A 23,158-nucleotide genomic window follows, 5' to 3' on the forward strand; every position below is an offset into this window, starting at 1 on the left:
GTCCTTTCACGGCGGTCTTTTCGCAGCGGTCTCTTCATGGGAGGCGACCGGGCACGGCGGCGGAGCGGGGTGCTGCTCACCCCTTGAGGGAGCCTGCCGTCAGGCCGCTCATGATGTTGCGCTGGAAGATCAGGAAAATGATGAGCGTGGGCGCCGAGGCCATCGCGAGCGCGGCGACGAGATGGTTCTCGGGCACTCCCCTGGCGAGCGAGTAGATGCCGACGTTGAGCGTCTGCAGGGCCGGGTCGGGGAGGGTGAGCATGGGCCAGAGGAAGTCTTTCCAGACCCCGACGATGGCGAAGATCGACACGACGCCGAGGACGGGCCGGGACATCGGCAGGACCACGGAACGCAGGGTGCGCAGGGCGGAGGCTCCGTCGATGGCGGCGGCATCGAGGATCTCGCCGGGGATGGAGTCGAAGAATCGTTTCAGAAGGAAGATGTTGAAGGCGTTCGTGACCGAGGGCAGCCAGATCACCCAGGGCGTGTTGAGCAGGTTGCGCTCGATGAGCGGCATGTCCAGGACCGTGAGGTACTGCGGTACGACGAGGACGGTGGCCGGGATCATCAGGGTCGCCAGCATCATGCCGAGGACCGCCTTGCCGAAGACCGGGCGGAGCTTGGACAGCGAGTAGGCGGCGGCCACGTCGAGGACGAGCTGGAAGGCCAGGGCGCCGAAGGCGTAGTAGAGGGTGTTGAACAGCAGCTTGGCGAGGTCCATGACCTTCCAGGCCGCCGAGTAGTTCTCGGCGTGCAGGGAGTCCGGCACCACGGTCGGCGGGACCTGGGTGAACTCCGCGGTGCTCTTGAGGCCGTTGGCGACCATCCAGTAGAGGGGCCCGAGGAAGACGACCGTGAAGCCGATCACGACCACGGCCAGGACGGTCCAGTAGGCGACCTTGCCCCGGGTGCGGCCGAGTTGGGCCGGCGATATGAGCGTGCGCTCTGACATGTGAGGTGCTCCCGTCAGTTCTCGTTGTCGCGGCTCAGCCGGACGTACACGGCGGAGAAGCCGGCGAGCAGGACGAGCAGGCACAGGCCCAGGGCCGCGGCGCCGCCGTACTGGTTGAAACTGAAGGCGTACTGGTAGATGAGGACGACGACGGTGGTGGTCGATCCTTCGGGTCCGGCGCCGCCGGTGAGCATGAACGGTTCGACGAACACCTGCATCGTCGCGATGACCTGCATGAGCAGCATCAGCGAGAGGATGAGCTTGGTCTGCGGGATCGTGACGTGCCAGATCTTGCGCAGCACCCCGGCCCCGTCGAGCTCCGCCGCCTCGTAGAGCTCTCCGGGGATTCCCTGGAGGGCCGCCAGATAGATCAGGGTCGCGCCGCCCATGTTCATCCACGTGGAAGCGATGACCACGGAGACCATCGCGGTATCGGTGGATTGCAGCCAGTCTTGCGCCGGCAGGTGCAGGAATTCCAGAATTCTGTTGAAGACCCCGTACCCGGGGTCGTAGAAGTACTTGAAGAGCAGGACCGAGGCCACCGGCGGCATCATCACCGGGAGGTACACGAGCAGGCGCAAGTACCCCTGCGCGTGCCGGAATTCGTTGAGCACGATCGAGACCACGAACGGGACGGCGAAGCCGAGGACCAGAGCGAGCCCGCTGAAGAGCAGGGTGTTGCGCCAGGCCTGCCAGAACGCCGGGTCGTTGAAGACGTAGCGGAAATTGTCCCAGCCGACCCAGTGGACGGCTCCGCCCTCGGTCTTCTGGAAGGCCAGCAGGAACTCCCGGACCATCGGGTACCAGGAGAAGAAGGAGAAGCAGAGGACGGCGCCGATCAGAAAGCCGTGGGCCGAGAGGTTCCGCTTGAACGCCCGGAGGAACTCCTCGCGAGAGGTACCGGGCAGGGTGGGAGCCGACATCGCCGCTCGCTCCTTGGTGGGTCGTCGCCGTCGATTTTTTGCGGGGTACGGGGCCTGCGGGCGGGTCCGGGCCGGGGAGGCAGCCCGGACCTCGCCCTGGGACCGCTACTGGTTGGCCAGCACCTGGTTGACGGCCTTCTCGGCCTCCGCGAGGAGCTGCGCCGTGTCGGCGTCCTTGTTGGTCAGGACCCCCGACATCACCTTGTCGAGGACCTTGTAGACCTCCTGGGCCTTCGGCGGCTCGGCCTTGCCGGCCACCGGGTTGTCCAGGAAGGACTTGAAGTTGGCGACCGGCATGGTGGCGCTGGCGGCCTTCAGTTCGTCGTCCTTGGCCTTGCTGGCGCCGGTGAAGAAGGCGGGCTGCGGAAGCCCGACCGGCAGGCCGTCGGTCTTGGAACGGTCGTACTGGAACTGCCCCTTGCCGACCGCCAGCGTCTTGAAGTTCAGCCAGGCGATGGCGGCCTTGACCTTGTCGGGCGAGCTGCCCTTCTTGATCATGTAGCCGTTGCCGCCGGCCAGCGTCGCGGCGCCGCCGGGGATGGGACCCATGCCGAAGTTCTCGTACTTGCCGGAGAGCTGCTGGACCATGTACGAGATGTCGTCGGGCGCGGCGAGGAACATGCCGAGCTTGTCCGAGGCCATCTGCTTCTGCAGGTCACCCCACTTGAGCAGCTGGGTCTTGCCCATGCTGTCGTCTTCCCAGCGCATGGCCTTGAGGTTGTCCGCGACCTGCTTGCCGGTCGCGTTGTTGAAGGCCGCCTTGCCGTCGGCTCCGACGACGTCGCCGCCCAGGCCGTACATGGCGGCCGTGAAGTGCCAGCCGCCGGTGTTCTCGACGCTGTACTCGCCGTAGCCGGCGGTGCCGTTGCCGAGCGCCGCGATCTTCTTGGCGGCCGCGCGGACCTCTTCCCAGGTGCGCGGGGGCTGGTCGGGGTTGAGGCCCGCCTGAGTGAAGAGCTTGCGGTTGATCAGCAGGCCCATCGTGTAGTTGCTGGTGGGCAGCCCGTAGAGCTTGCCGTCCTGCTTGAGGGTGTTGACGACGTTCTTGTCAATGTCGCCGAAGGCCGGCACCGACTGGGCGTTGACGTAGGCCGAGATGTCCTCGGCGCCGTCGTTGTCCAGGACCTGCTTGAGATCGGTGAAGTAGGCGTAGAAGACGTCCGGCTGCGACTTGGCCTTGAGCATCGCCGTGAACCGCGGGGGCTCCAGGCACTGGCCGGGGGTGGAGCGGCCGTCGATCGTGACGTTCGGGTAGGTCTTGTTGAACTCCGCCACGTCCTCCTTCCACTGCTTGAGCTCGGGGGCCTTGGCCGCCGGCGGCATGCAGTCGATGGAGATGGTGACCTTGGTCTTCGGGTCGAGCGGCGCGGAGGCGTCCGTGGAACCGCCGGACGGCTGGCTCTTGGGGTCGTCCCCGCTGCTGCTCGTGCCGCATGCCGCCAGGGCGGTGACGGCGAGCGCCGAGACGAGGGCGGTCGCGGTGGTGCGGCGGATGTTGGTTCTCATCGGTGGTCCCCTTCGAGCATCGAGCAGGAGGCGTGGGGCGTGTAAGGAGGCGAGCGCGGCACACTCAACCACCACCTACAGATGAACGCAATATCTCGCGCAGATTTCGCAAGAGATTGGCAACAGAGCGCTGGACAGCTCCGTCCGAGAACGCAAAACAGGGCCCCGAAACGTCAGCGGGACGTTTCGGGGCCCTGTGGCCGGGGGTGAACTCGGTTGAGCCCGGCGGGGCGTTACGCCGGACGGGGGCGCGGCACCTGCGCGGTGGAGCCCCGCACCACGAGCTCGGGCTCGAACAACAGCTCGCCGGGCTGTACGGCGGCCCCCTGGATCTGGGCCGTGAGCAGCTCCACGGCAGCCCTCCCCATGGCCTCGATGGGCTGCCGGACGGTGGTCAGCGGGGGCTCGGTGCAGTTCATGAAGGCCGAGTCGTCGTACCCGACGACGGAGACCTCCCGGGGCACGTCCAGCCCGCGCCGGCGGGCCGCCCGGATGGCCCCCAGGGCCAGCGGGTCACTCGCGCAGATGATGCCGGTCACCCCGCGGTCCAGCAGCCTCGACGTGGCCGCATGGCCGCCCTCCAGGGAGAACAGCGCCCGCTCCACGTGCGCGGCGGGCAGCTCGGTGCCGGCCGCCGCGGCGACCGCCTGGGCGGCCACCAGCTTGCGCAGGGAGGGGATGTGGTCGGGCGGGCCCAGCACCAGGCCGATGCGCTCGTGGCCGAGGGAGGCCAAGTGGCGCCAGGCCTGCTCGACCGCGACGGCGTCGTCGCAGGAGACGCACGGGAAGCCGAGGTCCTCTATGGAGGCGTTGATGAGCACCACCGGGACCTTCCGGTCGTGGAGCAGCCGGTAGTGCTCGTGCGGGGCGTCGGCCTGCGCGAAGAGCCCGCCGGCGAAGACGACGCCGGACACCTGCTGCTGGAGCAGGAGCTCGACGTAGTCGGCCTCGGAGACCCCGCCGGTCGTCTGCGTGCAGAGCACGGGGGTCAGCCCCTGCTGCGCCAGCGCGCCGCCGATCACCTCGGCGAAGGCCGGGAAGATCGGGTTCTGGAGTTCCGGCAGGACCAGGCCGACCAGCCGGGCCCGTTCGCCGCGCAGCTGGGTGGGGCGCTCGTAGCCGAGGACGTCCAGGGCGGTGAGCACGGACTGGCGGGTTGTCTCCGAGACGCCCGGCTTGCCGTTGAGCACCCGGCTGACCGTTGCCTCGCTGACCCCCACCTTCTTCGCCACTTGAGCAAGTCGTCGCGTCATGAGCGCAAGAGTAGCGCAAACAATGCAAGTTCCTTGCAGTTCGATTACGGCCAGTTTGGCCCATCGGAAACCGGCGCGGAACCCCCCGCGCCCCACCGGTCCCACGGGGCCCCGGCGCGGCGAGCGGCGGGGCACCCCGAAGGGATGCCCCGCCGCCCTCGTGCCCTGCTGTACGCCGTCCGCTACGGCAGCTGGTTGATCCTGAACGTCGAGGTCGTGTTCCGCACGTCCACGGCGTTGTCGCTCATCCGCAGGTTGTGGAACGTGACCTCACCGACCGTCGGTCCCTGTCCCGCCTCGGGCATCTCGTTGGCCCAGAGACCGAAGCCGGACTTGGCGTCGAAGGCGTCACCGCTCTTCTTCGCCCCCGTGATGGTGATGTCGCGCAGAATGGTGTCCTTGATCGGATTGACCGGCTGGCCCCCGATGTACTGCGTCTGGAACATGATTCCGCTGTACGTCGGATCGACGATGTCCACGTTGTTGATGCGGATTCCCTGGAACACCTTGGACGCGGAGAAGATCCAGATTCCGGGGAAGGTCTGCGCCCCCCAGAAATGGCCTCCGGCCCGGACGATCGAGATGTTCTCGAAGAGCGTCGGGTCGGTCCCGAATCCGTTCATCGGATACCCGAAGTCCAGCGAGCTGATGGTGATGCCCGAGTAGACGAGGATGTCGGCGATGTAGATGTTGCGGAAGGTGTTGTTGAAGCCGCCGTAGACGGCGACACCGGCCGCGCGCCAGGTGAGGATCGCGCTCAGGTTCTCGTAGACGTTGTTCTTCATGTCCGCGCCGCCCGCGTCGATGGCGGAGAACAGCGCGAAGCTGTCGTCACCCGTGGAACGCGCCTCGATGTTGGTCACGAGGTTGTCCGTGCTGCCGTTGGTCATGTTGATGCCGTCGGCGAAGGTGTCGCGGATCCGCGAGTTCTTGATCGTGATCCGGTCGGTGTTGGCGCCCCAGTAGAGGCACACCTGGTGTTCGTTCCAGATGTTGTCGATGGTCATGTCGGTCACGTTGGAGAAGTCGAAGACCTTGCCCGGACCGTCGATGCGCGAGGTGTAGTTGCCGAAGTAGGCGAAGCCCGTGAAGGACGAGCCCTTCGCGGTGCCCTCCGCGCGCCAGCCGTTGTCGGTGTTGTCCTGCGAGGACGGGGCGTGGAAGCGGGTGAACCACGGTCCGGCTCCGACGACCTGCACGGCCTTGCCGTACACCTGGAACTTGCTGGCCGTGGCGTAGTCGCCCGGCGGCAGGTAGACGCCCACGAGCTTGCCCGTGGTGTCCATGCGGACCTTGTCCAGGGCGTTCTGCACGTCCTGGTGGGTGAAGCCGGCGGGCACCGTGTAGGTGGCCGGGTCGGGGTTGGGGATCACCGTGGCCTGTTCCAGGCTCACGAAGTCGATCGCGTAGGTGGTGGTGTTCGCCGCGTCCTTCTGGAGGCGGATCTTGCTGCCCTGCGGGACGGTCTCGCCGAGGAGGATGTTGGCCTCGTCGTAGATGTGCCGCGGGGCTCCGGCGCTCGGCGCGTTGCCCGGGCCGGCCTCGGCCCCGTAGAGCCAGGCGTACTTCGAGGTCAGCGGCAGGGCCTTCTTGAGGACGCCGTTGACGTAGACGTTGATGGTGGAGTCGATGCCGCCGCCGCCCGGGGCGTCCGGGATGGAGAAGCGGGTGACCAGGGTGTTGGTCGGGGCCCGGGTGGTGAACTCGACGTACTCGCCCGTCGCGTCCAGGTTGACGGCCTTGCGGCCCGAGGCCTCGCCGGCGATGTCACCGACGGTCCGGTTGGGGCCGACGACGCCCGCGCCACCCCCGACCACGCCGTCCTCCGCCTCGTAGGTGTCGTAGGGCATGTTCGCCCCGCGGCCCACGAAGAAGGGCTTGGTGGAGGTGTTGTTGGCGCGCTTGACCGGCAGTTCGTTGGCGTCGTCGGCGAGGACCACCTTGACGGTGTACTTGCCGTTGGCCGCCGTCCAGTTGCCGAGCGCGATCGGTGGCGAGGAGGCACCGGCCGCGAGCGCGCCGCTGAAGGATCCCGTCAGGGTACGGAGGGTGGCGCCGCCCGCGTCGTGCAGGGTGAGGGTGACGTTGTGGGTGCCCGCGGCGGCGGCCACGGTGCCCTGGTTCTTGACCGTGACGGAGAAGTCCACGGACTGGCCGGCGGAGGGTGCGCTCGGCGACCACCCGACGGACGAGGCCACCAGGTCCGAGCTGTCGACCGGGCGGACCACCAGCGGGGAGCCGGTGAGGCTGTTGTTCGTCTCGTTCTGCTCGATGACCGTGTTCGCCTCGTCGACGATCGCGCTCAGCGGGTAGCTGCCCGCGTCCCGCGGGCCGATGCCGGCCGTGACGGTGGCCGTGGCGCCGGCGGCCAGCGCGGGCACGTTGGCGGAGGCGATCTTCGAGCCGCCGAGCTGGAAGGAGACGGAGGTCGCCGCCGCCGGGGCCGGGCCGCTGTTCTTGACGGTGGCGGACAGGGTGACGGGGTCCGACTCGACCGGGGCGGCCGGACTTGCGCCGACCGCAGTGACCTGGAGGTCCGGGTTGGGCGCCGCGACGCCGATGACCTGGAACTCCGCGATCTGGCCGTTGGAGGATCCGGTGTTGGAGGTGAAGCGCAGCTGCACGTCCGCGATCCGGGCGTTCATCGGGATGGTGACGGTGTTGGAGCCGGAGGCCGGGTTGAAGACGTAGTCCTTGGCGGCCACCAGGCCGGTGACGCCCGAGGCGCCCTGCTCGCGGCCGAGGACCTGGATGTTCTGGGTGCGGGTGCCCCAGCTGCTGTCCGGGTTGAGCCCCAGGACCAGCCGGTCGACATCGGCGTTGGAGCCGAGCTTCACGGTCAGCGTGCTCGGGTAGGCGCCGCCCGCACCCTCCCAGTAGGTGGAGGTGCTGTTGTCGTTGGCGTTCTCCGCGACGAAGGTGTGGATCACGGAGGAGCCCTCGATGGGCTTGCCGACGGCCAGGTTGGAACCGCCCGTGCCTCCGCTGCCGTTGCGGGTCACGGAGTTGCTGTCGCCGGAGCGGTTGCCCGCGGCGTCCTTGGCCCGGACGAAGTAGCTCACGGTGGCGGTGGCCGGCTGGGTGTCCGTGTAGGTGGTGACGTTGCCCGCGACCGTGGTGAGCAGCACGTTGTTGGCGAAGACCTCGTAGCCCGTGACACCGGTGTTGTCGGTGGAGGCCTGCCAGGCCAGCCTGATCTGGCCGGAGGCCGGCTCGGTGAAGGCCAGGGCCCCCGGGGCGGTCGGGGCCTGGGTGTCGCCGGTTTCGCCGGCGCGGGTGACGGTGTTGCTGTTCGCCGACTGGTTGCCGGCCGCGTCCTTCGCCCGGACGTGGTACGTCACGCTCGCGGAGGCGGGCTGGGTGTCGGTGTAGGTGGTGACGTTGCCCGCGACGCTGGTGCGCAGCTGGTTGTTGGCGTAGACGTCGTACCCGGTGACGCCCGTGTTGTCGGTGGCGGCGTTCCAGGTGAGCTTGATCTGGCCCGTCGCGGGCTCGGTGTAGGCGAGCGCCGCCGGGGCCGTCGGGGCCTGGGTGTCTCCGGTCGTCGGGCCGTAGATCTCCAGCTCGGAGAGCTGCCCGCCGGGCTGTACGGAGTTGGACGCTATCCACACCCGTACGTAGCGGGTGGTGGTGGCGTCGAAGGTGACGCTCACCGTGTTGCCGCCGGCGGGGCTGAAGTCGTACCCCTTGGACGCCGTCAGGTCGGTGTACTCCGTGCCGTTGGCGCTGCCCTGGATCTTGAGGGTCTGCGTACGGGCGCCCCAGTTCTCGGGCAGCTTGAGGACCACGCGGTCCACGCGGACCGAGGAGCCCAGGTCGGCCTGGAGCCACTGGGGCATGGCGTTGTTGACGCTCTCCCAGTAGCTGGCGGCGTTGCCGTCGCCGGCGTTGCCCGGCACGTAGACCTGGGTGTTGCTGCTCGCGGTGAACGTCTTGCCGAGGGCCAGGTTGGTCCCGGAGGCACCGGGGGCGCGGACCTCCAGCTCGGAGAGCTGGGCGGCCTGCCAGCCGGTGTTGGCGGTGATGTCGATCCGCACGTACCGGGCCTGGGTGGCCGGGAAGCCGATGGTGACCACGTTTCCGGCGCCCTGGCCGAAGGTGTACGTCGCCGAGCTCACCAGGGTGCTGAAGCTGGTGCCGTCGGCGCTGCCCTGGACGGACAGGGTCTGGTTGCGGCTCTCCCAGGAGGCGGGGAGCTTGAGCACCACCTGGTCGACGCGGGTGGTGGCTCCGAGGTCGGTCTGCACCCATTGCGGGAAGGTGCTGCCGGCGCTCTCCCAGTACGAGGACTGGTTGCCGTCGGTGACGTTGCCGGCCGCGTAGGCGCCGTTGGTGCTGCTCGCCGTGGCGGGCCTGCCCGCCGAGACGCTCGGTCCACCGGCGGCCACGGCGGTCAGAGCGGGCCAGCCCAGCATCAGCAGGGCCGTGCTGATCAAGGCGGCCAGGGTCCGCCATCTCCAGTTGTGCCTTCTCATATGTCCTCGTCCCTCGACATGAACTTTCTGAACCATGGGAGATAGGAATTTGCAGTGTGCGGTGCGAGAGTTGCAGAGCTTTGGCGAGTCGTCTACATCTCTGACCGCACTTTCATGCCGTCATCGCTTGCGCAAGCTGGGCGCAAATAACGCAAGCCATTTGCGTGAGGGGGAGAAATTCCACTTACGCCCGAACCGCCCTACCGTTCGTACTCATGCGGTCCCTGCGGTTCCTCCACACGAGCACTCGGCGCCTCGGGCTGCCCAGACGGGCCGCCTCACAGATCCTGCTGACCCAGCTGGCCATCGCCGCCGGGGTCCTCGCCCTGGCCACCGGCCTCTTCCTGGCCCCGCTGAGCGCGCAGCTCGACGACCAGGCCATGCGGCGCGCCCTGGCCATCGCCCAGAGCGCCGCCGCCGACCCCTCCCTGGCCACCGGCCTCCTCGGCTCGGCGCCCTCGCCGGACAGCCCCGTACAGGCCTCGGCGGAGCGGATCCGCTCGGCCACGGGCGCCGAGTACGTGGTGGTCCTGGACCTGGACGGCATCCGCCGCTCGCACCCGAGCCCCGACCGCGTCGGACGGCACGTCTCCACCGACCCCGGCGACGTCCTGGCCGGCCGCGAGGTCATGGAGATCGACGAGGGCACCCTGGGCCGCTCCGCGCGCGGCAAGGTCCCCCTGCTCGCCGCCGACGGCGAGATCGTCGGCGCCGTCTCGGTCGGCATCGCCTACGACAGCGTCCAGGGCCGCCTGCTGGGCGCCATCCCGGGCCTGCTCGCGTACGCGGGCGGCGCCCTGGCCGCGGGCGCCCTCGCCGCCTACCTGCTCTCGCGCAGGATCCACCGGCAGACCCGTGACCTGGCCTTCTCCGATATCGCCGGCCTGCTCGCCGAACGCGAGGCGATGCTGCACTCCATCCGCGAAGGCGTGATCGCCCTAGACCGGACCGGCCGGGTCCGGCTGGTCAACGACGAGGCGGCCCGGCTGCTGGGCCTCGCGCCCGAGGCCGCCGGCGCCGTCGCGGGGCGCGCGCTGGACGAGGTGCTCGGCGCGGGCCGCACCACCGACGTCCTCGCCGGCCGGGTCACCGGCCTCGACCTGCTCACGGTCCAGGGCGGCCGGGTCCTGGTCGCCAACCGGATGCCCACCGAGGACGGCGGAGCCGTGGCCACCCTGCGCGACCGCACCGAGCTGGAGCACCTGGGCCGCGAGCTCGACTCCACCAAGGGCCTGATCGACGCCCTGCGCGCCCAGGACCACGAGCACGCCAACCGGCTCCACACGCTCCTGGGCCTGCTGGAACTGGGCCTGTACGAGGAGGCCGTGGAGTTCGTCACGGAGGTGGTCGGCGTACACCGCAGCACCGCCGAACAGGTCACCGAGAAGGTGCACGACCCGCTGCTCGCCGCCCTGCTGATGGGCAAGGCCACGGTCGCCGCGGAGCGCGGGGTCCCCCTGCGGCTGGCCGATTCCGCCCTGCTGCCCGACCGCCTCGTCGACCCGGGAGGTCTGGTCACCATCCTCGGCAACCTCGTCGACAACGCGCTGGACGCCGCGGTGGGCTCTCCCGCACCGCTGGTCGAGGTCGACATCCGGGCGGACGGCCGCACGGCGGTCCTGCTGGTCCGCGACAGCGGCCCCGGCGTCCCGGTGGCGCGCCGCGAGGAGATCTTCACCGAGGGCTGGTCGACCAAACTGCCCCCGGCCGGCGCCCATCGCGGACGCGGGCTCGGCCTCGCCCTGGTGCGGCGCCTGGCCGAGCGGCAGGGCGGCACGGTCCGGGCCGGCGAGGCAGCGGACGGAGGGGCGGAGTTCTCCGTCGTGCTCCCGGAGGCCCTGCGATGAACGATTCCGGCGTGTTCGACGTACTGGTCGTGGACGACGACATCCGTGTTGCCCGGATCAACGCGGCCTACGTGGCCAAGGTCCCCGGCTTCCGCGTGTCGGCCCAGGCCCATTCGGCGGCGGAGGCACTGGCCCTCCTCGACTCACGCCCGGTCGACCTGATCCTCCTCGACCACTACCTCCCCGACGAGAACGGCCTCGACCTGGTCCGCCGCCTGCGCGAGCGCGGCCACCACACCGACGTCATCATGGTGACGGCCGCCCGAGACCTCGCCACCGTCCAGGCCGCGATGCGCCTCGGCGCCCTCCAGTACCTGGTCAAACCCTTCACCTTCGCGGGTCTGCGCACCCGCCTGGAGGCCTACGGGGTCCTGCGCCGCACCCTGGACACGGGCGGCGAGGCCGAACAGGCGGAGGTGGACCGGATCTTCGGCGCCCTCGCCGCGGCCGGCGCCGACGCCCCGAGCGACCTTCCCAAGGGGCACTCACCCACCACCGCGGACCTGGTCCGCGGGATCCTGCGCACGGCCGAAGGCCCGCTCTCCACCCAGCAGATCGCCGACCGCGCGGGCATCAGCCGCCAGACCGCCCAGCGCTACCTCAAACTCCTCGACCGCACCGGCCGCGTCACCCTCGCCCTGCGCTACGGCGAGACGGGCCGCCCGGAACACCGCTACGCCTGGCGCCCTCCCAGCACGGGCTGACCGCGCGCCGGCCGGTCCCGCTCCCCCGCCACGTCGGCCTACACCGCCCCCGCGCCGGTCAGCGCGCGGACCTCGGTCTCGGCGTGCCGCCGCTCGTCGGGTTCCTCGGCGGAGGTCACGGTGCCCAGCCAGCCGGCCAGGAAGCCCAGCGGGATGGACACGAGGCCCGGGTTCTGGAGCGGGAAGAACTGGAAGTCCACACCCGGGAACAGGGATTCGGGGCTGCCCGAGACCACCGGGGACAGGGCCACCAGCAGCACGGCCGGGAGCAGCCCCCCGTACACCGACCAGACGGCGCCCCGCGTGGTGAACCCGCGCCAGAACAGCGAGTACAGGAGCACCGGCAGGTTCGCCGAGGCCGCCACCGCGAAGGCCAGACCCACCAGGAAGGCCACGTTCAGGTCCTGGGCGAGCAGACCCAGCGCGATCGCCACCGCCCCGATCCCGACCGCCGCCACCCTGGCCACCGCCACCTCGCTGCGCTGCCGGGCATGGCGGCGCTTGAGCGAGGCGTACAGGTCGTGCGCGACGGAGGCCGACGAGGCGAGGGTGATCCCCGCGACCACCGCGAGGATGGTCGCGAAGGCGATGGCCGCCACGAAGGCGAACAGCACCGCGCCGCCGGTCGAGTCGGCCCCGCCGCCCAGGAAGGCCGCGAGCAGCGGAACCGCCGTGTTCCCCGAGGCGTTGGAGGCCCTGACCTGCTCCGGCCCGAGCAGCGCCGCCGCACCGAAGCCCAGCACGATGGTCATCAGGTAGAAGCCGCCGATCAGTCCGATCGCCCACACCACCGACCGGCGGGCCGCCCGCGCCGTGGGCACGGTGTAGAAGCGCGACAGGATGTGCGGCAGCCCGGCCGTGCCCAGGACCAGGGCGAGCCCGAGGCTCATGAAGTCGAAGCGGGCCGTCCAGTCCCCGCCGTACTTGAGCCCGGGGCCCAGGAACCGGTCGCCGTACCCGCTGCGCTCGGCTGCGCTGCTGAGCAGTTGGTCGAAGTTCCCGTGGAAGCGCAGCAGCACGAGCACCGTCAGGGTGATCGCCCCGCCCATCAGCAGCACGGCCTTGACGATCTGGATCCAGGTGGTGGCCCGCATGCCGCCGAAGGACACGTAGATCACCATGAGGGCGCCGACCCCGATGACGGTCAGCGTCCGTGCGGTCCGGCCCGAATCGGCGAGCAGCAGGCCCACGAGGCTGCCGGCGCCGACCATCTGTGCGACGAGGTACAGCACGGAGACGACCACCGACGAGGTCCCGGCGGCGATCCGCACCGGCCGCTCGCTCATCCGCGCGGCGACCACGTCGGCGAGGGTGAACCGGCCGCAGTTGCGGACGAGTTCGGCGACGAGGAACAGGACGACCAGCCAGGCGACCAGGAAGCCCACCGAGTACAGCAGGCCGTCGTAGCCGAAGAGGGCGATGAGGCCGGAGATGCCGAGGAAGGAGGCGGCGGACATGTAGTCGCCCGCGATGGCGAAACCGTTCTCCATCGGCGAGAACAGCCGCCCGCCCGCGTAGAACTCCTCCGCCGAACCGTGCCGGTTGCGGCTCACCCAGGTGGTGATGCCCAGGGTGACGGCGATGAAGACGCTGAACAGGAGCAGCGCCAGGGTCTGGTGCTCGGTGGTCACCGGCCCGCCCCCCGTGCACGGGTGCGCTCCCCGGCATCCGCCCGGCGGACCTGCTCCTGCTCGAAGACCGTCCAGCGCAGGTCCAGCGCCGCGCGGTCGCGCCGCAGCCGGGCGTGCCGGGCGTACGCCCAGGTCAGCAGGAAGGTGCTGAGGAACTGGCCGAGGCCCGCGAGCAGGGCCACGTTGACGGACCCGAACACCGGCCGGGCCATCATGCCGGGCGCCGTGGTGGCGGCGATCACGTAGGCCACATACCAGAGGAAGAAGCCGACGGTCGCGGGGACGACGAACCTCCGGTAGCGGCCGCGCACTTCCTGGAAGGCGGCGCTGCGCTGCACTTCGAGGTAGATGTCGGACGCTGCGCGCGCGGGCGCGCCGCCGGGACCGGAGCTCAGGGGTGACGTTTCCGCTCCGCCGCCCGGCGCTCCACCGGACCCGTCGCCCTCGCCCCAACCGACGGCCAGCGCGTCGTACCAGGGGTCGTCCAGCCGGATCGTTCCGGCATCACGACCTTCGTGCTTGTCCACCGAACTCTCCTTGTCCGCCGCCGCAGTGGCCGCGTGCCCACAAGGATGTGCGGGAGGGACGGTTTCCGGACTGGTGTCCCGGTGCTCTTCACTCCATCAGGTGATGGAGTGAAGAGCACCGGTGTGCCAGGGCCACGGAAGTGCCACCGGGGGTTCCCCGGTGGCCCCGGGTCCGCTCAGGCGTCGATCCGCGAGCGGTCCAGGGTGGCGGCGGAGCTGGTGATGAACTCCTTGCGCGGAGCCACCTCGTTGCCCATGAGCAGGTCGAAGACCGACTCGGCCGAGTCCAGGTCGCCGATGTTGATCCGGCGCAGGGTGCGGAAACGGGGATCCATGGTGGTCTCCGCCAGCTGATCGGCATCCATCTCGCCGAGGCCCTTGTAGCGCTGGATCGAGTCCTTGTACCGGATGTTCTTGCGCTGGTACTCCAGCAGGGTCTGGCGCAGCTCGTTGTCCGAGTACGTGTAGACGTACTTGTCCTGGCCCTTCTTCGGCTGGACGAGCTCGATCCGGTGCAGCGGCGGCACCGCCGCGAAGACCCGGCCCGCCTCGACCATCGGGCGCATGTAGCGCTGGAAGAGCGTGAGCAGCAGGCAGCGGATGTGCGCGCCGTCCACATCGGCGTCCACGAGCAGGACGATCTTCCCGTACCGGGCGGCGTCGATGTCGAAGGTCCGGCCCGAGCCGGCTCCTATGACCTGGATGATCGCCCCGCACTCGGCGTTCTTGAGCATGTCCGAGACCGAGGACTTCTGGACGTTGAGGATCTTGCCCCGGATGGGCAGCAGCGCCTGGAACTCGGAGTTCCGGGCGAGCTTGGCCGTACCGAGCGCCGAGTCCCCCTCGACGATGAACAGCTCGCTGCGCTCCACGTCGTCACTGCGGCAGTCGGCCAGCTTGGCGGGCAGCGAGGAGGACTCCAGCGCCGTCTTGCGGCGCTGCGCCTCCTTGTGCTGGCGGGCCGCGATCCTGGTACGGGCGGCCGCGACGATCTTCTCCATCACGGAGCGGGCCTGCTGCTTGTCGTCCCGCTTGGTGGAGGTCAGGAAGGCCTTGAGCTCCTTGGCGACGACGGCCGCGACGATCCGGGTGGCCGCCGAGGTGCCGAGCACCTCCTTGGTCTGGCCCTCGAACTGCGGCTCGGCGAGGCGGACGGTGACGACCGCCGTCATGCCCTCCATCGCGTCGTCCTTGACCACGTCGTCCTCGGCGACCCGCAGCAGCTTCGCGGAGCGCAGCACCTCGTTCACGGTCTTGGTGACCGAGCGCTCGAAGCCGGAGATGTGGGTGCCGCCCTTGGGGGTGGCGATGATGTTCACGAACGACTTCACGTTCGTCTCGTACCCCGTGCCCCAGCGCAGCGCGATGTCCACGCCGAGCTCGCGGGTGACCTCGGTGGGGGTCATGTGGCCGAGGTCGTCGAGGACCGGGACGGTCTCCTTGAAGGTGCCGGTGCCGGTCAGGCGCAGGACGTCGCAGGCCGCCTTGTCCTGGGCGAGGTACTCGCAGAACTCGCTGATGCCCCCGTCGAAGCGGAAGGTCTCCTCGGTTTTGCCGGACCCTTCCAGGGCCCGCTCGTCGCGGACCACGATGGTCAGGCCGGGCACGAGGAAGGCCGTCTGACGCGCGCGCTGGTAAAGCGTGTCCAGCGTGAGCTTGGCGTCCTTGAGGAAGATCTGCCGGTCGGCCCAGTACCGGATCCGGGTGCCCGTCTTGCCCTTGGCGATCCGCTTGCCCTTGCGCAGGCCGTTGGCGGGGTCGAAGGGGCTGTCGGGGCCCTGCTCGGTGAACATGCCGGGGACACCGCGGCGGAAGCTGATGGCCTGCGTCGCGCTGCCCCGGTCGACCTCCACGTCCAGACGCGCCGAGAGGGCGTTGACGACGGAGGCGCCGACGCCGTGCAGGCCGCCGGAGGCCGCGTACGACCCGCCGCCGAACTTGCCGCCGGCGTGCAGCTTGGTCATGACGACCTCGACGCCGGAGAGGCCGGTCTTGGGCTCGATGTCCACGGGGATGCCGCGGCCGTTGTCGCGGACCTCCACGGAGGAGTCCTCGTGGAGGATCACCTCGATGTGGTCGCAGTACCCGCCCAGGGCCTCATCGACGGAATTGTCGATGATCTCCCAGAGGCAGTGCATGAGGCCCCGGCTGTCGGTGGAGCCGATATACATGCCGGGGCGCTTGCGGACGGCCTCGAGGCCTTCGAGGACGAGCAGGTGCCGCGCGGTGTAGTTGGAGCCGTCCCGGTCTGCTCCGGTCAGCAGTGCGCTGGAAGGCACGGACGTGTCGGCGGTCACGCAGTTCGCTCCTCGCTGAATTTCTTTTCTGGCCCGGTCGGGCGCAGTGGTGGCTCGGTTGCCGTTGGAAGGGTACCGAGGCCTGGTAGAGCCGATGCAACGCCATCCCAGCCCCTTCACCAGCCTAGTGCAGATCCGTACGCGTGTTCGATCCCCCGGGAGGGTGAAGCAAACATCACGTTCCCTTCCGCGCATGAACCATTTAGTGTTCGGGCACGTCCTCATCAACAACCGGCACTCAGCCGGAGAGGACAGAACTGCGACAAGCGAACGACCTGACACCGCGAAACCGTAAAGCAACGCAATACGGTTCCTTCGCCGCCAACCGGCAACGGCCGGCCAGCTTCGGAAGGAAGTTTCGAGGAAAAGCCGAGAGCGGGAACGTTTTCGGCCTGGTTGGATGTTGACCCTGGTACGACAGCTCGTCGAGCTAGAGAAGAGGCGACGTGACTACTGTTCTGACACCCGCGACCCCGCTGACGGCCGCTGACCGATGCGACCGTTGCGGCGCCCAGGCATATCTGCGCGTCGTCCTGCTGAGCGGCGGTGAACTGCTCTTCTGCGCCCACCACGGGCGCAAGTTCGAGCCGGAACTCAAGAAGATCGCCGCGGAAATACAGGATGAGACCGAGCGGCTTACGTCCGCTCCGGCGGCCAGTGCCGCCGAACCCGAGGACCGCTGACACAAGGCCTACACCTCGCATCCGACGAGCTAGGACCGGCGAAGCCGGTCGACGGGCGGTGCCTCTGCGACCCAGAGGCCCCGCCCGTCCTCATGCCCGGACGCGGTTCAGCGCTTCGGCGCTGGCCGGTCCCCCGCCGCGAGGCCCCGGCCGGGCCCCTGAGCGGGGCGTACGTCCATCCCCAGGACTCCGCGGGCACCAGGACGCCCCAGGGTCCCCCGGGCCGTCTCCGGGCCGCTGACGGGGTCGGGGTCCGTCGCAGAGTCGGCGACGAAGCCGATCAGCGGTGCGATCCGCGTGTACACCCCCGGGCTGTCGGCGCGCCCGCAGCCGCGCCCCCAGGACACCAGCCCGATGAGCCGGCCCTGGGCCACCAGTGGGCCTCCGCTGTCGCCCTGACAGGCGTCCTTGCCGCCCGCGCGGTCCCCCGCGCACACCATGGAGTCGGCCCGGTACTGACCGTCGGCGTCTCCCGGGTAGGCGCGCCCGCACACCTCGTCCGCCAGCACCGTCACTCCGGCGGCCCGCAGCCCGTAGGCGTAGTCGCCGAAGCCGCTCGTGTCGCCCCAGCCGTATACGGCGGCCTCGGTTCCGGCCCCGTACGCCGGATGCCCGAGGGCGGCCATCGGCAGCACGTTCTGCGCGGCCACCGCTTCGGCCAGCTCCAGGACGGCCAGGTCGCCGGCATTGCTGCCCGGGTCGTAGGCCGGGTTCACCCGGGCGGAACGCACCGCGATCTCCCTGCCCTCGCTCGCGCGCAGCTCCGTACGACCGGTGATCACCCGGAAATCGCGGACGGAGTCGACCGGGCCTCCCAGTACCTGGCGCCCCAGGCAGTGGGCCGCGGTCACCACCTTGGTCGTGGTGACGAGGACGCCCCCGCAGAACTGCCCGCCGCGCGTACCCCCGAACCGGTCACGGCTGGCGAGGGCCACGACCCACGGGGCATCGGCCACCTTCACCGGCTTCCCGCCGATCACCACGCTGTCCGCGGCCGCTCGCGGCGCCTGGGAGAGCGGCGCTGCCGCCGCTCCCGCCGCCAGGGTCAGCGCTCCCGCCAGGACACGGGCAAAGGGACGACGCATGAGGCCTCCTGACTCCGAGTGTGCATGACTCCACTCAGAGTGGGACGCCCGGTGGCCGTGCGCACCCGCGCGGCCACCGGCGACGACCTGCGGCGAACCCCTCGCCGCACCCGGTCCGGACCGGTCCGGCCTAGTCGAGGTAGTCGCGCAGCACCTGGGACCGGGACGGGTGACGGAGCTTCGACATGGTCTTCGACTCGATCTGGCGGATGCGCTCACGGGTGACCCCGTAGACCTTGCCGATCTCGTCGAGCGTCTTGGGCTGGCCGTCCGTGAGGCCGAAGCGCATCGAGACCACGCCCGCCTCGCGCTCGCTCAGCGTGTCGAGCACCGAGTGCAGCTGCTCCTGCAGGAGCGTGAAGCTCACGGCATCGGCCGGTACGACGGCTTCGGAGTCCTCGATGAGGTCTCCGAACTCGCTGTCGCCGTCCTCGCCCAGCGGGGTGTGCAGGGAGATCGGCTCGCGGCCGTACTTCTGGACCTCGATGACCTTCTCAGGGGTCATGTCGAGTTCCTTGGCCAGCTCCTCCGGGGTGGGCTCGCGGCCCAGGTCCTGGAGCATCTGGCGCTGGACGCGGGCCAGCTTGTTGATGACCTCGACCATGTGCACCGGGATGCGGATGGTGCGGGCCTGGTCGGCCATGGCGCGGGTGATCGCCTGCCGGATCCACCAGGTGGCGTACGTGGAGAACTTGTAGCCCTTGGTGTAGTCGAACTTCTCCACGGCGCGGATCAGACCCAGGTTGCCCTCCTGGATCAGGTCCAGGAAGAGCATGCCGCGGCCGGTGTAGCGCTTGGCGAGGGAGACCACGAGGCGGAGGTTGGCCTCCAGCAGGTGGTTCTTGGCCCGGCGGCCGTCCTCGGCGATGATCTCCAGCTCGCGCTTGAGCTTGGGCGCCAGCTTGTCGGAGTTGGCGAGCTTGTCCTCGCCGAAGAGTCCGGCCTCGATGCGCTTGGCGAGCTCGACCTCCTGCTCGGCGTTGAGGAGGGGAACCTTGCCGATCTGCTTGAGGTAGTCCTTGACGGGGTCGGCGGTGGCACCGGCCACGGCGACCTGCTGGGCCGGAGCGTCGTCCTCGTCGTCCGAGATGACGAAGCCCTTGCTCTCGGCGCCTTCCTCCTCGTCCTCGGACTCGGCCTTGGCTGCCCCGGGACCGTCTTCCGTGGTCTCTTCGTCGCCCGCTTCGTCGGAGTCCTTCTTGGCGGCGGTCTTCTTCGCCGCCGTCTTCTTCGCCGCCGTCTTCTTGGCGGGCGCGGTCTTCTTCGCCGCCGTCTTCTTCGCCGCCGTCTTCTTGGCGGCGGGCTCCGTCGCGGTCCCCTCCGCGAGGGCGTCGGCGCCCGTGTCCACGGGGTCCGGTTCCGCCGCCCCGGCCACCGCGTCCGGTACGGCCGCGGCCGGCGTCTTGGCCGCCGCCTTCTTCGCGACCGGCTCGGTGGCCGTCCGCTTGACGGGGCTCTTCGCTGCGACGCTCTTGCGGGGGGTGCGCTTGGGCGACTCCGCGGCACTGACCATCAGCGTCACACCCTCTTCCTCGAGGATCTGGTTGAGGCTGCGCAGAACATTCTTCCACTGGGTCGCAGGAATCTGGTCAGCCTCGAAGGCCCGACGCACGTCATCGCCGGCGATCTGCCCCTCGGCCTTGCCCCGCTCGATGAGCGCCATCACAGACTCGGAATCGGCGATCTCCGGCGGGAGCGTACGGGATGTGCTGGCCGACACGAACAACCTCTCGGAACGATGGAAACGGCTTCCGACCCCGGCCTGGTGGTGCTGGACCGGAGCCGACGACCACCGACTGGGGATGGGCCGGGGGCGCGGGCAGGGGCCGGGGAGCTGCACAGCACCCGCAAGGGCTGCTGTCTTCCCTCCGTCGGCCATCACCTCTTAGGTCATCGCGTGACCTCGCAGAGCGTTACGCCCAATCTTCGTGGCCCGAGTCACACCCCGTTTGATGCCATGCCGGTCATACCGTTATTTCTGCACGTCCGGTGTGTCCGAACACGCCCCGTTTCGCGGGCCGGACGACTCCCCGGAAGCGGAGTCCCGGCGACCGCGGACCGGAACCGGGAGTCGACCAGGGCGTTCAGGACCCGGACGGGGAGCCGGACTCCACTGCCGCCGGCCCCTCCCCGGACGGGTCCGGGGGGTACCACCCGAGACCGGCGGCCCATCGACACGCTCACGCCCGCGCCCACACGCGTGCGCTGCGCCCGTCAGTGCTCGCGCGGGGCGGGAACCACGCGCTCGACCTCCGGATGCACCGTCAGAAGCTGGCGCATGGCGTTCTCCGCGCCCACCGCGTCGCCGGCGGCGAGGCACTCGACCATGCGCGCGTGGTGCGCGACGCAGGTCTCGCTGGGGCGGTCGCAGGCGGTGATGGGACTGCCGGAGACCTGCAGGGCGGCGGAGACGATGCCGGAGAGGTGCTCCAGCATGCGGTTGGCCGCGACCTGGATGAGCAGGGCGTGGAACTCGTGGTCCGCGCGCGCGAAGGTGATCGAATCGCCCTGGCCGAGGGCGTGTCCCATGATCTCGACCATGTCGGCGAGGCGCTGCTGGATCTCCGGGCGGCCGTGGCCGGCGGCGAGGCGGGCGGCGAGCGGCTCGATGGTCCAGCGCAGCTCGCCCAGCTCGCGGCGCTGGTCGTCGCGCTGCGGGCCGAAGGCACGCCACTCGATGATGTCGGGGTCGAGCAGGTTCCAGTCGGCGACCGGGCGGACCCTGGTGCCGACGTTGGGGCGGGCGCTGACGAGGCCCTTGGCCTCGAGGACCCGCAGCGATTCGCGGACGACGGTGCGGGAGACCTCGAAACGCTGCCCGATCTCCTCGGGGACCAGCGGGCGGTCCGCGCCGAGGTCGCCGGAAACGATCATCTGGCCGAGCTGCTGGACGAGTTGGCCGTGCAGCCCGCGGCCGCGGCTGCCTGCGGCGCGGCGGCCGACCCGGCTCAACTCGACGTCGGATCCGTCCCAGTGGGGCACTCCCACCCGGTCGGCCCCCGAGGCCTCCGGGTAGGGGTAGCGGTCGAGTTCGCCCGCGCCGGCGAGGCCGGAATCGGCATGGCGGGCGGCGGTCATCATGGTGTGCGCAAGGGTACTCACGAATCCTTTGTCGGCCTTGTCTCCGCGACCCTTGAGGTCTTTGGTGAAAAGCACACGAAAGGGTGATCGGTGCCACCTACGCAATTGACGACTTATCGTAAAGAACCGGGCCTTTTGCGGGGAGTTGCGGTCCGCCGGGCTTGATGTGGGCCACAACGGTCCCGTTGGGTCCGGACCCGCACCGGAACGATCACCAACGATCCCTCACAGACGGACGCGGCCGCGCAGTCCTGTGAACCCATAGGCGCACAACAGGACCATCAGCGACAACACCAGTGCGGTGCCGACCGGTTGGGCCATCACCCGGATCGCCCCGAGCACCACCCGGTCCGCCTCCGGCGGCCACTGCGCCCAGGCCAGGCCGCGCAGCCGCTCCGCGAGTCCGGTGACCGGGTACGCGGACGGGCCGTCCAGGGCCTTGCGCACCAGCGGTACGACCATCACCGGTACGGCGAGCACCGCGGCCAGGCCGGCGGAGGCGGACCGGAAGACGCCCGAGGCCAGGACTCCGGACCAGGCGCAGCCGATGAGCAGCCCCGCCCAACTCGCGCCCGGGGAGATCCACTCCGCGGGCGTACGGAGCGGGCCGCTGCCGAACACCAGTGTCAGGGCGGCGGCGTCGGCGGTCACGGCGAGGGCGCCGAGCAGCAGCGCCATCGCGGCACTGACGCCGAGTTTCGCCGTGAGCAGCCCGAGCCGGCGCGGGACGGTGCCGCGGTCGGCGGCGAGCGCGGGATAGCGGTACTCCTCGCCGAACGCCAGGGCTCCGAGCAATCCGGCGCCGAGCGCAGCGGGCGGCAGCGGCAGCAACTCCGGCCAGGCGGCGAGCAACCGGTTCTGCGGGGTGTGGCCGATCCGGGCCAGGACCAGCGCCGTGACGACGGAGACGGCGACGACGAAGGCGGCGGTGAGGACGGGCGTGGCGGTGCCGAAGAGCCGGTGCAGCTCGTAGCGCAGGGGCCTGAGCGGGCCGCCGAGCCGGCGCACGGCCGAGGCGGGCGGCCCGGTGCGTGCCGGGCGTGGCCGGTCCCGGGCGCCCGCGCCGGCCTCGGCCGGCGCTCCGTCGGCGGCCGTGGCCCGGGCCCCGGTTCCGGATCCGGCACGGTCCCGGGCGCGCGGCAGCGACGGCGGCGCTCCCGCGTCGCCGGTCTCGTCGGCGAGTTGGTGGACGAGCACACCGTGCCGGAAGGCGGCCTCGCCGACCTCGGCGCAGTTGCTGCCGTAGACGGACAGCCGGCTGCCGCTCTCCTCCACGATCTCCACCGTGCGCTGGGCAGCCCGCGCTTCACGGCCCAGTACGTCGGCCAGCCGGGCGGCGTGCGGGGTGCGCACGGCGACCCGCGGCCGGAGCCGGGTCCGGGCGAAGTCGGCGGCGTCCTGGTCGGCGACGAGCCGGCCCGCCTCGATGCTCACGACCCGGTCCGCGCTGCGGGCGGCCTCCTTCGCGTCGTCGGTGGTGAAGAGCACCGCGCCGCCGAGGGACGCATGGCCGCGCAGCAGCCCGTGCAGCCAGCTCCGTTCGCGGGGCGAGAGCCCGGCGGCCGGCTCGTCGAGGAGGAGCGTGCAGGGGTCGGCAAGCAGGGCGGCGGCCAGCGCGACCCTTCGCTCCATGCCGAGCGAGAGCGAACCGAGCCGCTGGTCGCGCAGTCCCGCGACGCCGACGACCTCCAGCATGGCGTCGGCCCGGGCGGCCGGCACGCCTGCGGCGGCGCAGAGCATCCGCAGCTGGCCGCGCACGGTGCGCGAGGGGTTGCCGGGGAGATCGCCGAGGAGCACGCCGACCTCGCGGCCCGGATGCGGGATCCGGTGCAGGGGGCGCCCGCGGAAGTAGGTGACTCCGCGGCCCGGTTCGAGTTCGAGCATGAGCCGCAGGGCGGTGGTCTTGCCCGATCCGGGCTCGCCGAGCAGTGCGGTCACGCTCCCGGGGCGGGCCTCGAAGGTGAGGTCGTCCACGAGGGGCGGGAGGTTTCGACGGGGGGCGCTGGTGAGTCCGATGGCCTGGAGCATCGCTTCTCTCGCGGGGGGTGAGACCGCTCTGCGGCAGGGTGAATACCGCCAACAAGATAACGCGATATGTCCGATTTGAGGCGAAGCTCGCCCCGAATCGCGCCCGTGTCGGCGCCGAGGCCGTTGTCCACGGGTGCGCGAGGCCGGACACCGGCCGGGATGCCGG

15 protein-coding genes are annotated in these 23,158 nt (G+C 70.3%); 3 read left to right on the top strand and 12 right to left on the bottom strand.

The genetic code is table 11. The features are described from left to right. Positions 1 to 76: 76 nt before the first annotated feature. The 5 genes from ACFWBW_RS07900 to ACFWBW_RS07920 all read right to left on the bottom strand — a co-directional run bounded on the left by ACFWBW_RS07900 (position 77) and on the right by ACFWBW_RS07920 (position 9,109). Positions 77 to 952 (bottom strand): carbohydrate ABC transporter permease, encoded by an 876-nt coding sequence (locus ACFWBW_RS07900; RefSeq protein ID WP_385369445.1) that lies wholly within the window; start codon positions 950 to 952, stop codon positions 77 to 79. Between the two features lie 14 nt (positions 953 to 966). After that, a complete protein-coding gene (locus ACFWBW_RS07905; RefSeq protein WP_385369447.1) occupies positions 967 to 1,875 on the bottom strand; it encodes a carbohydrate ABC transporter permease in 909 nt (302 codons plus the stop codon). A 105-nt stretch (positions 1,876 to 1,980) separates the two neighbouring features. Continuing rightward, entirely contained in the window at positions 1,981 to 3,381 is a 1,401-nt protein-coding gene (locus ACFWBW_RS07910) for an ABC transporter substrate-binding protein (RefSeq protein WP_385369449.1), read from the bottom strand. 233 nt (positions 3,382 to 3,614) lie between these two features. Next, positions 3,615 to 4,634 (bottom strand): LacI family DNA-binding transcriptional regulator, encoded by a 1,020-nt coding sequence (locus ACFWBW_RS07915; protein WP_385369451.1) that lies wholly within the window; start codon positions 4,632 to 4,634, stop codon positions 3,615 to 3,617. Between the two features lie 182 nt (positions 4,635 to 4,816). Further along, complete coding sequence (locus ACFWBW_RS07920) at positions 4,817 to 9,109, bottom strand: discoidin domain-containing protein (RefSeq protein ID WP_385369453.1); 4,293 nt, start codon at positions 9,107 to 9,109, stop codon at positions 4,817 to 4,819. Positions 9,110 to 9,324: 215 nt separating this feature from the next. Between ACFWBW_RS07920 and ACFWBW_RS07925 the strand changes: the two genes are divergently transcribed. Both ACFWBW_RS07925 and ACFWBW_RS07930 read left to right on the top strand, forming a co-directional pair. Then, on the top strand, positions 9,325 to 10,956 hold the full coding sequence (locus ACFWBW_RS07925) for an ATP-binding protein (RefSeq protein ID WP_385369455.1): 1,632 nt from the start codon (positions 9,325 to 9,327) through the stop codon (positions 10,954 to 10,956). Continuing rightward, entirely contained in the window at positions 10,953 to 11,660 is a 708-nt protein-coding gene (locus tag ACFWBW_RS07930; protein ID WP_385369457.1) for a response regulator, read from the top strand. Before ACFWBW_RS07925 ends, ACFWBW_RS07930 begins: the two co-directional genes overlap by 4 nt. 38 nt (positions 11,661 to 11,698) lie before the next feature. On the opposite strand, the gene ACFWBW_RS07935 is transcribed toward ACFWBW_RS07930, so the two are convergent. From ACFWBW_RS07935 to ACFWBW_RS07945, 3 genes are all read right to left on the bottom strand, one after another. Continuing rightward, entirely contained in the window at positions 11,699 to 13,291 is a 1,593-nt protein-coding gene (locus ACFWBW_RS07935; RefSeq protein ID WP_385369459.1) for a cation acetate symporter, read from the bottom strand. Next, positions 13,288 to 13,818, bottom strand: coding sequence for a DUF485 domain-containing protein (locus tag ACFWBW_RS07940; protein ID WP_385369461.1), 531 nt, complete (start codon positions 13,816 to 13,818; stop codon positions 13,288 to 13,290). Before ACFWBW_RS07940 ends, ACFWBW_RS07935 begins: the two co-directional genes overlap by 4 nt. A gap of 176 nt (positions 13,819 to 13,994) precedes the next feature. Beyond that, on the bottom strand, positions 13,995 to 16,115 hold the full coding sequence (locus ACFWBW_RS07945) for a type IIA DNA topoisomerase subunit B (RefSeq protein ID WP_385369463.1): 2,121 nt from the start codon (positions 16,113 to 16,115) through the stop codon (positions 13,995 to 13,997). 446 nt (positions 16,116 to 16,561) lie between these two features. Here ACFWBW_RS07945 and ACFWBW_RS07950 point away from each other — a divergent pair, with 446 nt between their 5' ends. Further along, on the top strand, positions 16,562 to 16,798 hold the full coding sequence (locus ACFWBW_RS07950) for a hypothetical protein (RefSeq protein WP_112449103.1): 237 nt from the start codon (positions 16,562 to 16,564) through the stop codon (positions 16,796 to 16,798). Positions 16,799 to 16,905: 107 nt separating this feature from the next. Here the strand turns inward: ACFWBW_RS07950 and ACFWBW_RS07955 are convergent, their stop codons facing one another. The 4 genes from ACFWBW_RS07955 to ACFWBW_RS07970 all read right to left on the bottom strand — a co-directional run bounded on the left by ACFWBW_RS07955 (position 16,906) and on the right by ACFWBW_RS07970 (position 22,992). After that, positions 16,906 to 17,883 carry a S1 family peptidase gene (locus ACFWBW_RS07955; RefSeq protein WP_385369465.1) on the bottom strand — a complete coding sequence of 326 codons (978 nt, stop codon included), beginning with the start codon at positions 17,881 to 17,883 and terminating at the stop codon, positions 16,906 to 16,908. A gap of 130 nt (positions 17,884 to 18,013) precedes the next feature. Next, entirely contained in the window at positions 18,014 to 19,609 is a 1,596-nt protein-coding gene (locus ACFWBW_RS07960; RefSeq protein WP_385369467.1) for an RNA polymerase sigma factor, read from the bottom strand. Positions 19,610 to 20,097: 488 nt separating this feature from the next. After that, on the bottom strand, positions 20,098 to 21,039 hold the full coding sequence (locus ACFWBW_RS07965; protein WP_385369469.1) for a FadR/GntR family transcriptional regulator: 942 nt from the start codon (positions 21,037 to 21,039) through the stop codon (positions 20,098 to 20,100). A 150-nt stretch (positions 21,040 to 21,189) separates the two neighbouring features. After that, positions 21,190 to 22,992, bottom strand: coding sequence for an ATP-binding cassette domain-containing protein (locus ACFWBW_RS07970; RefSeq protein ID WP_385369471.1), 1,803 nt, complete (start codon positions 22,990 to 22,992; stop codon positions 21,190 to 21,192). Between the last annotated feature and the right edge of the window lie 166 nt (positions 22,993 to 23,158).

This window comes from Streptomyces sp. NPDC059957 (assembly GCF_042730015.1).
Classification (GTDB): Bacteria; Actinomycetota; Actinomycetes; order Streptomycetales; family Streptomycetaceae; genus Streptomyces.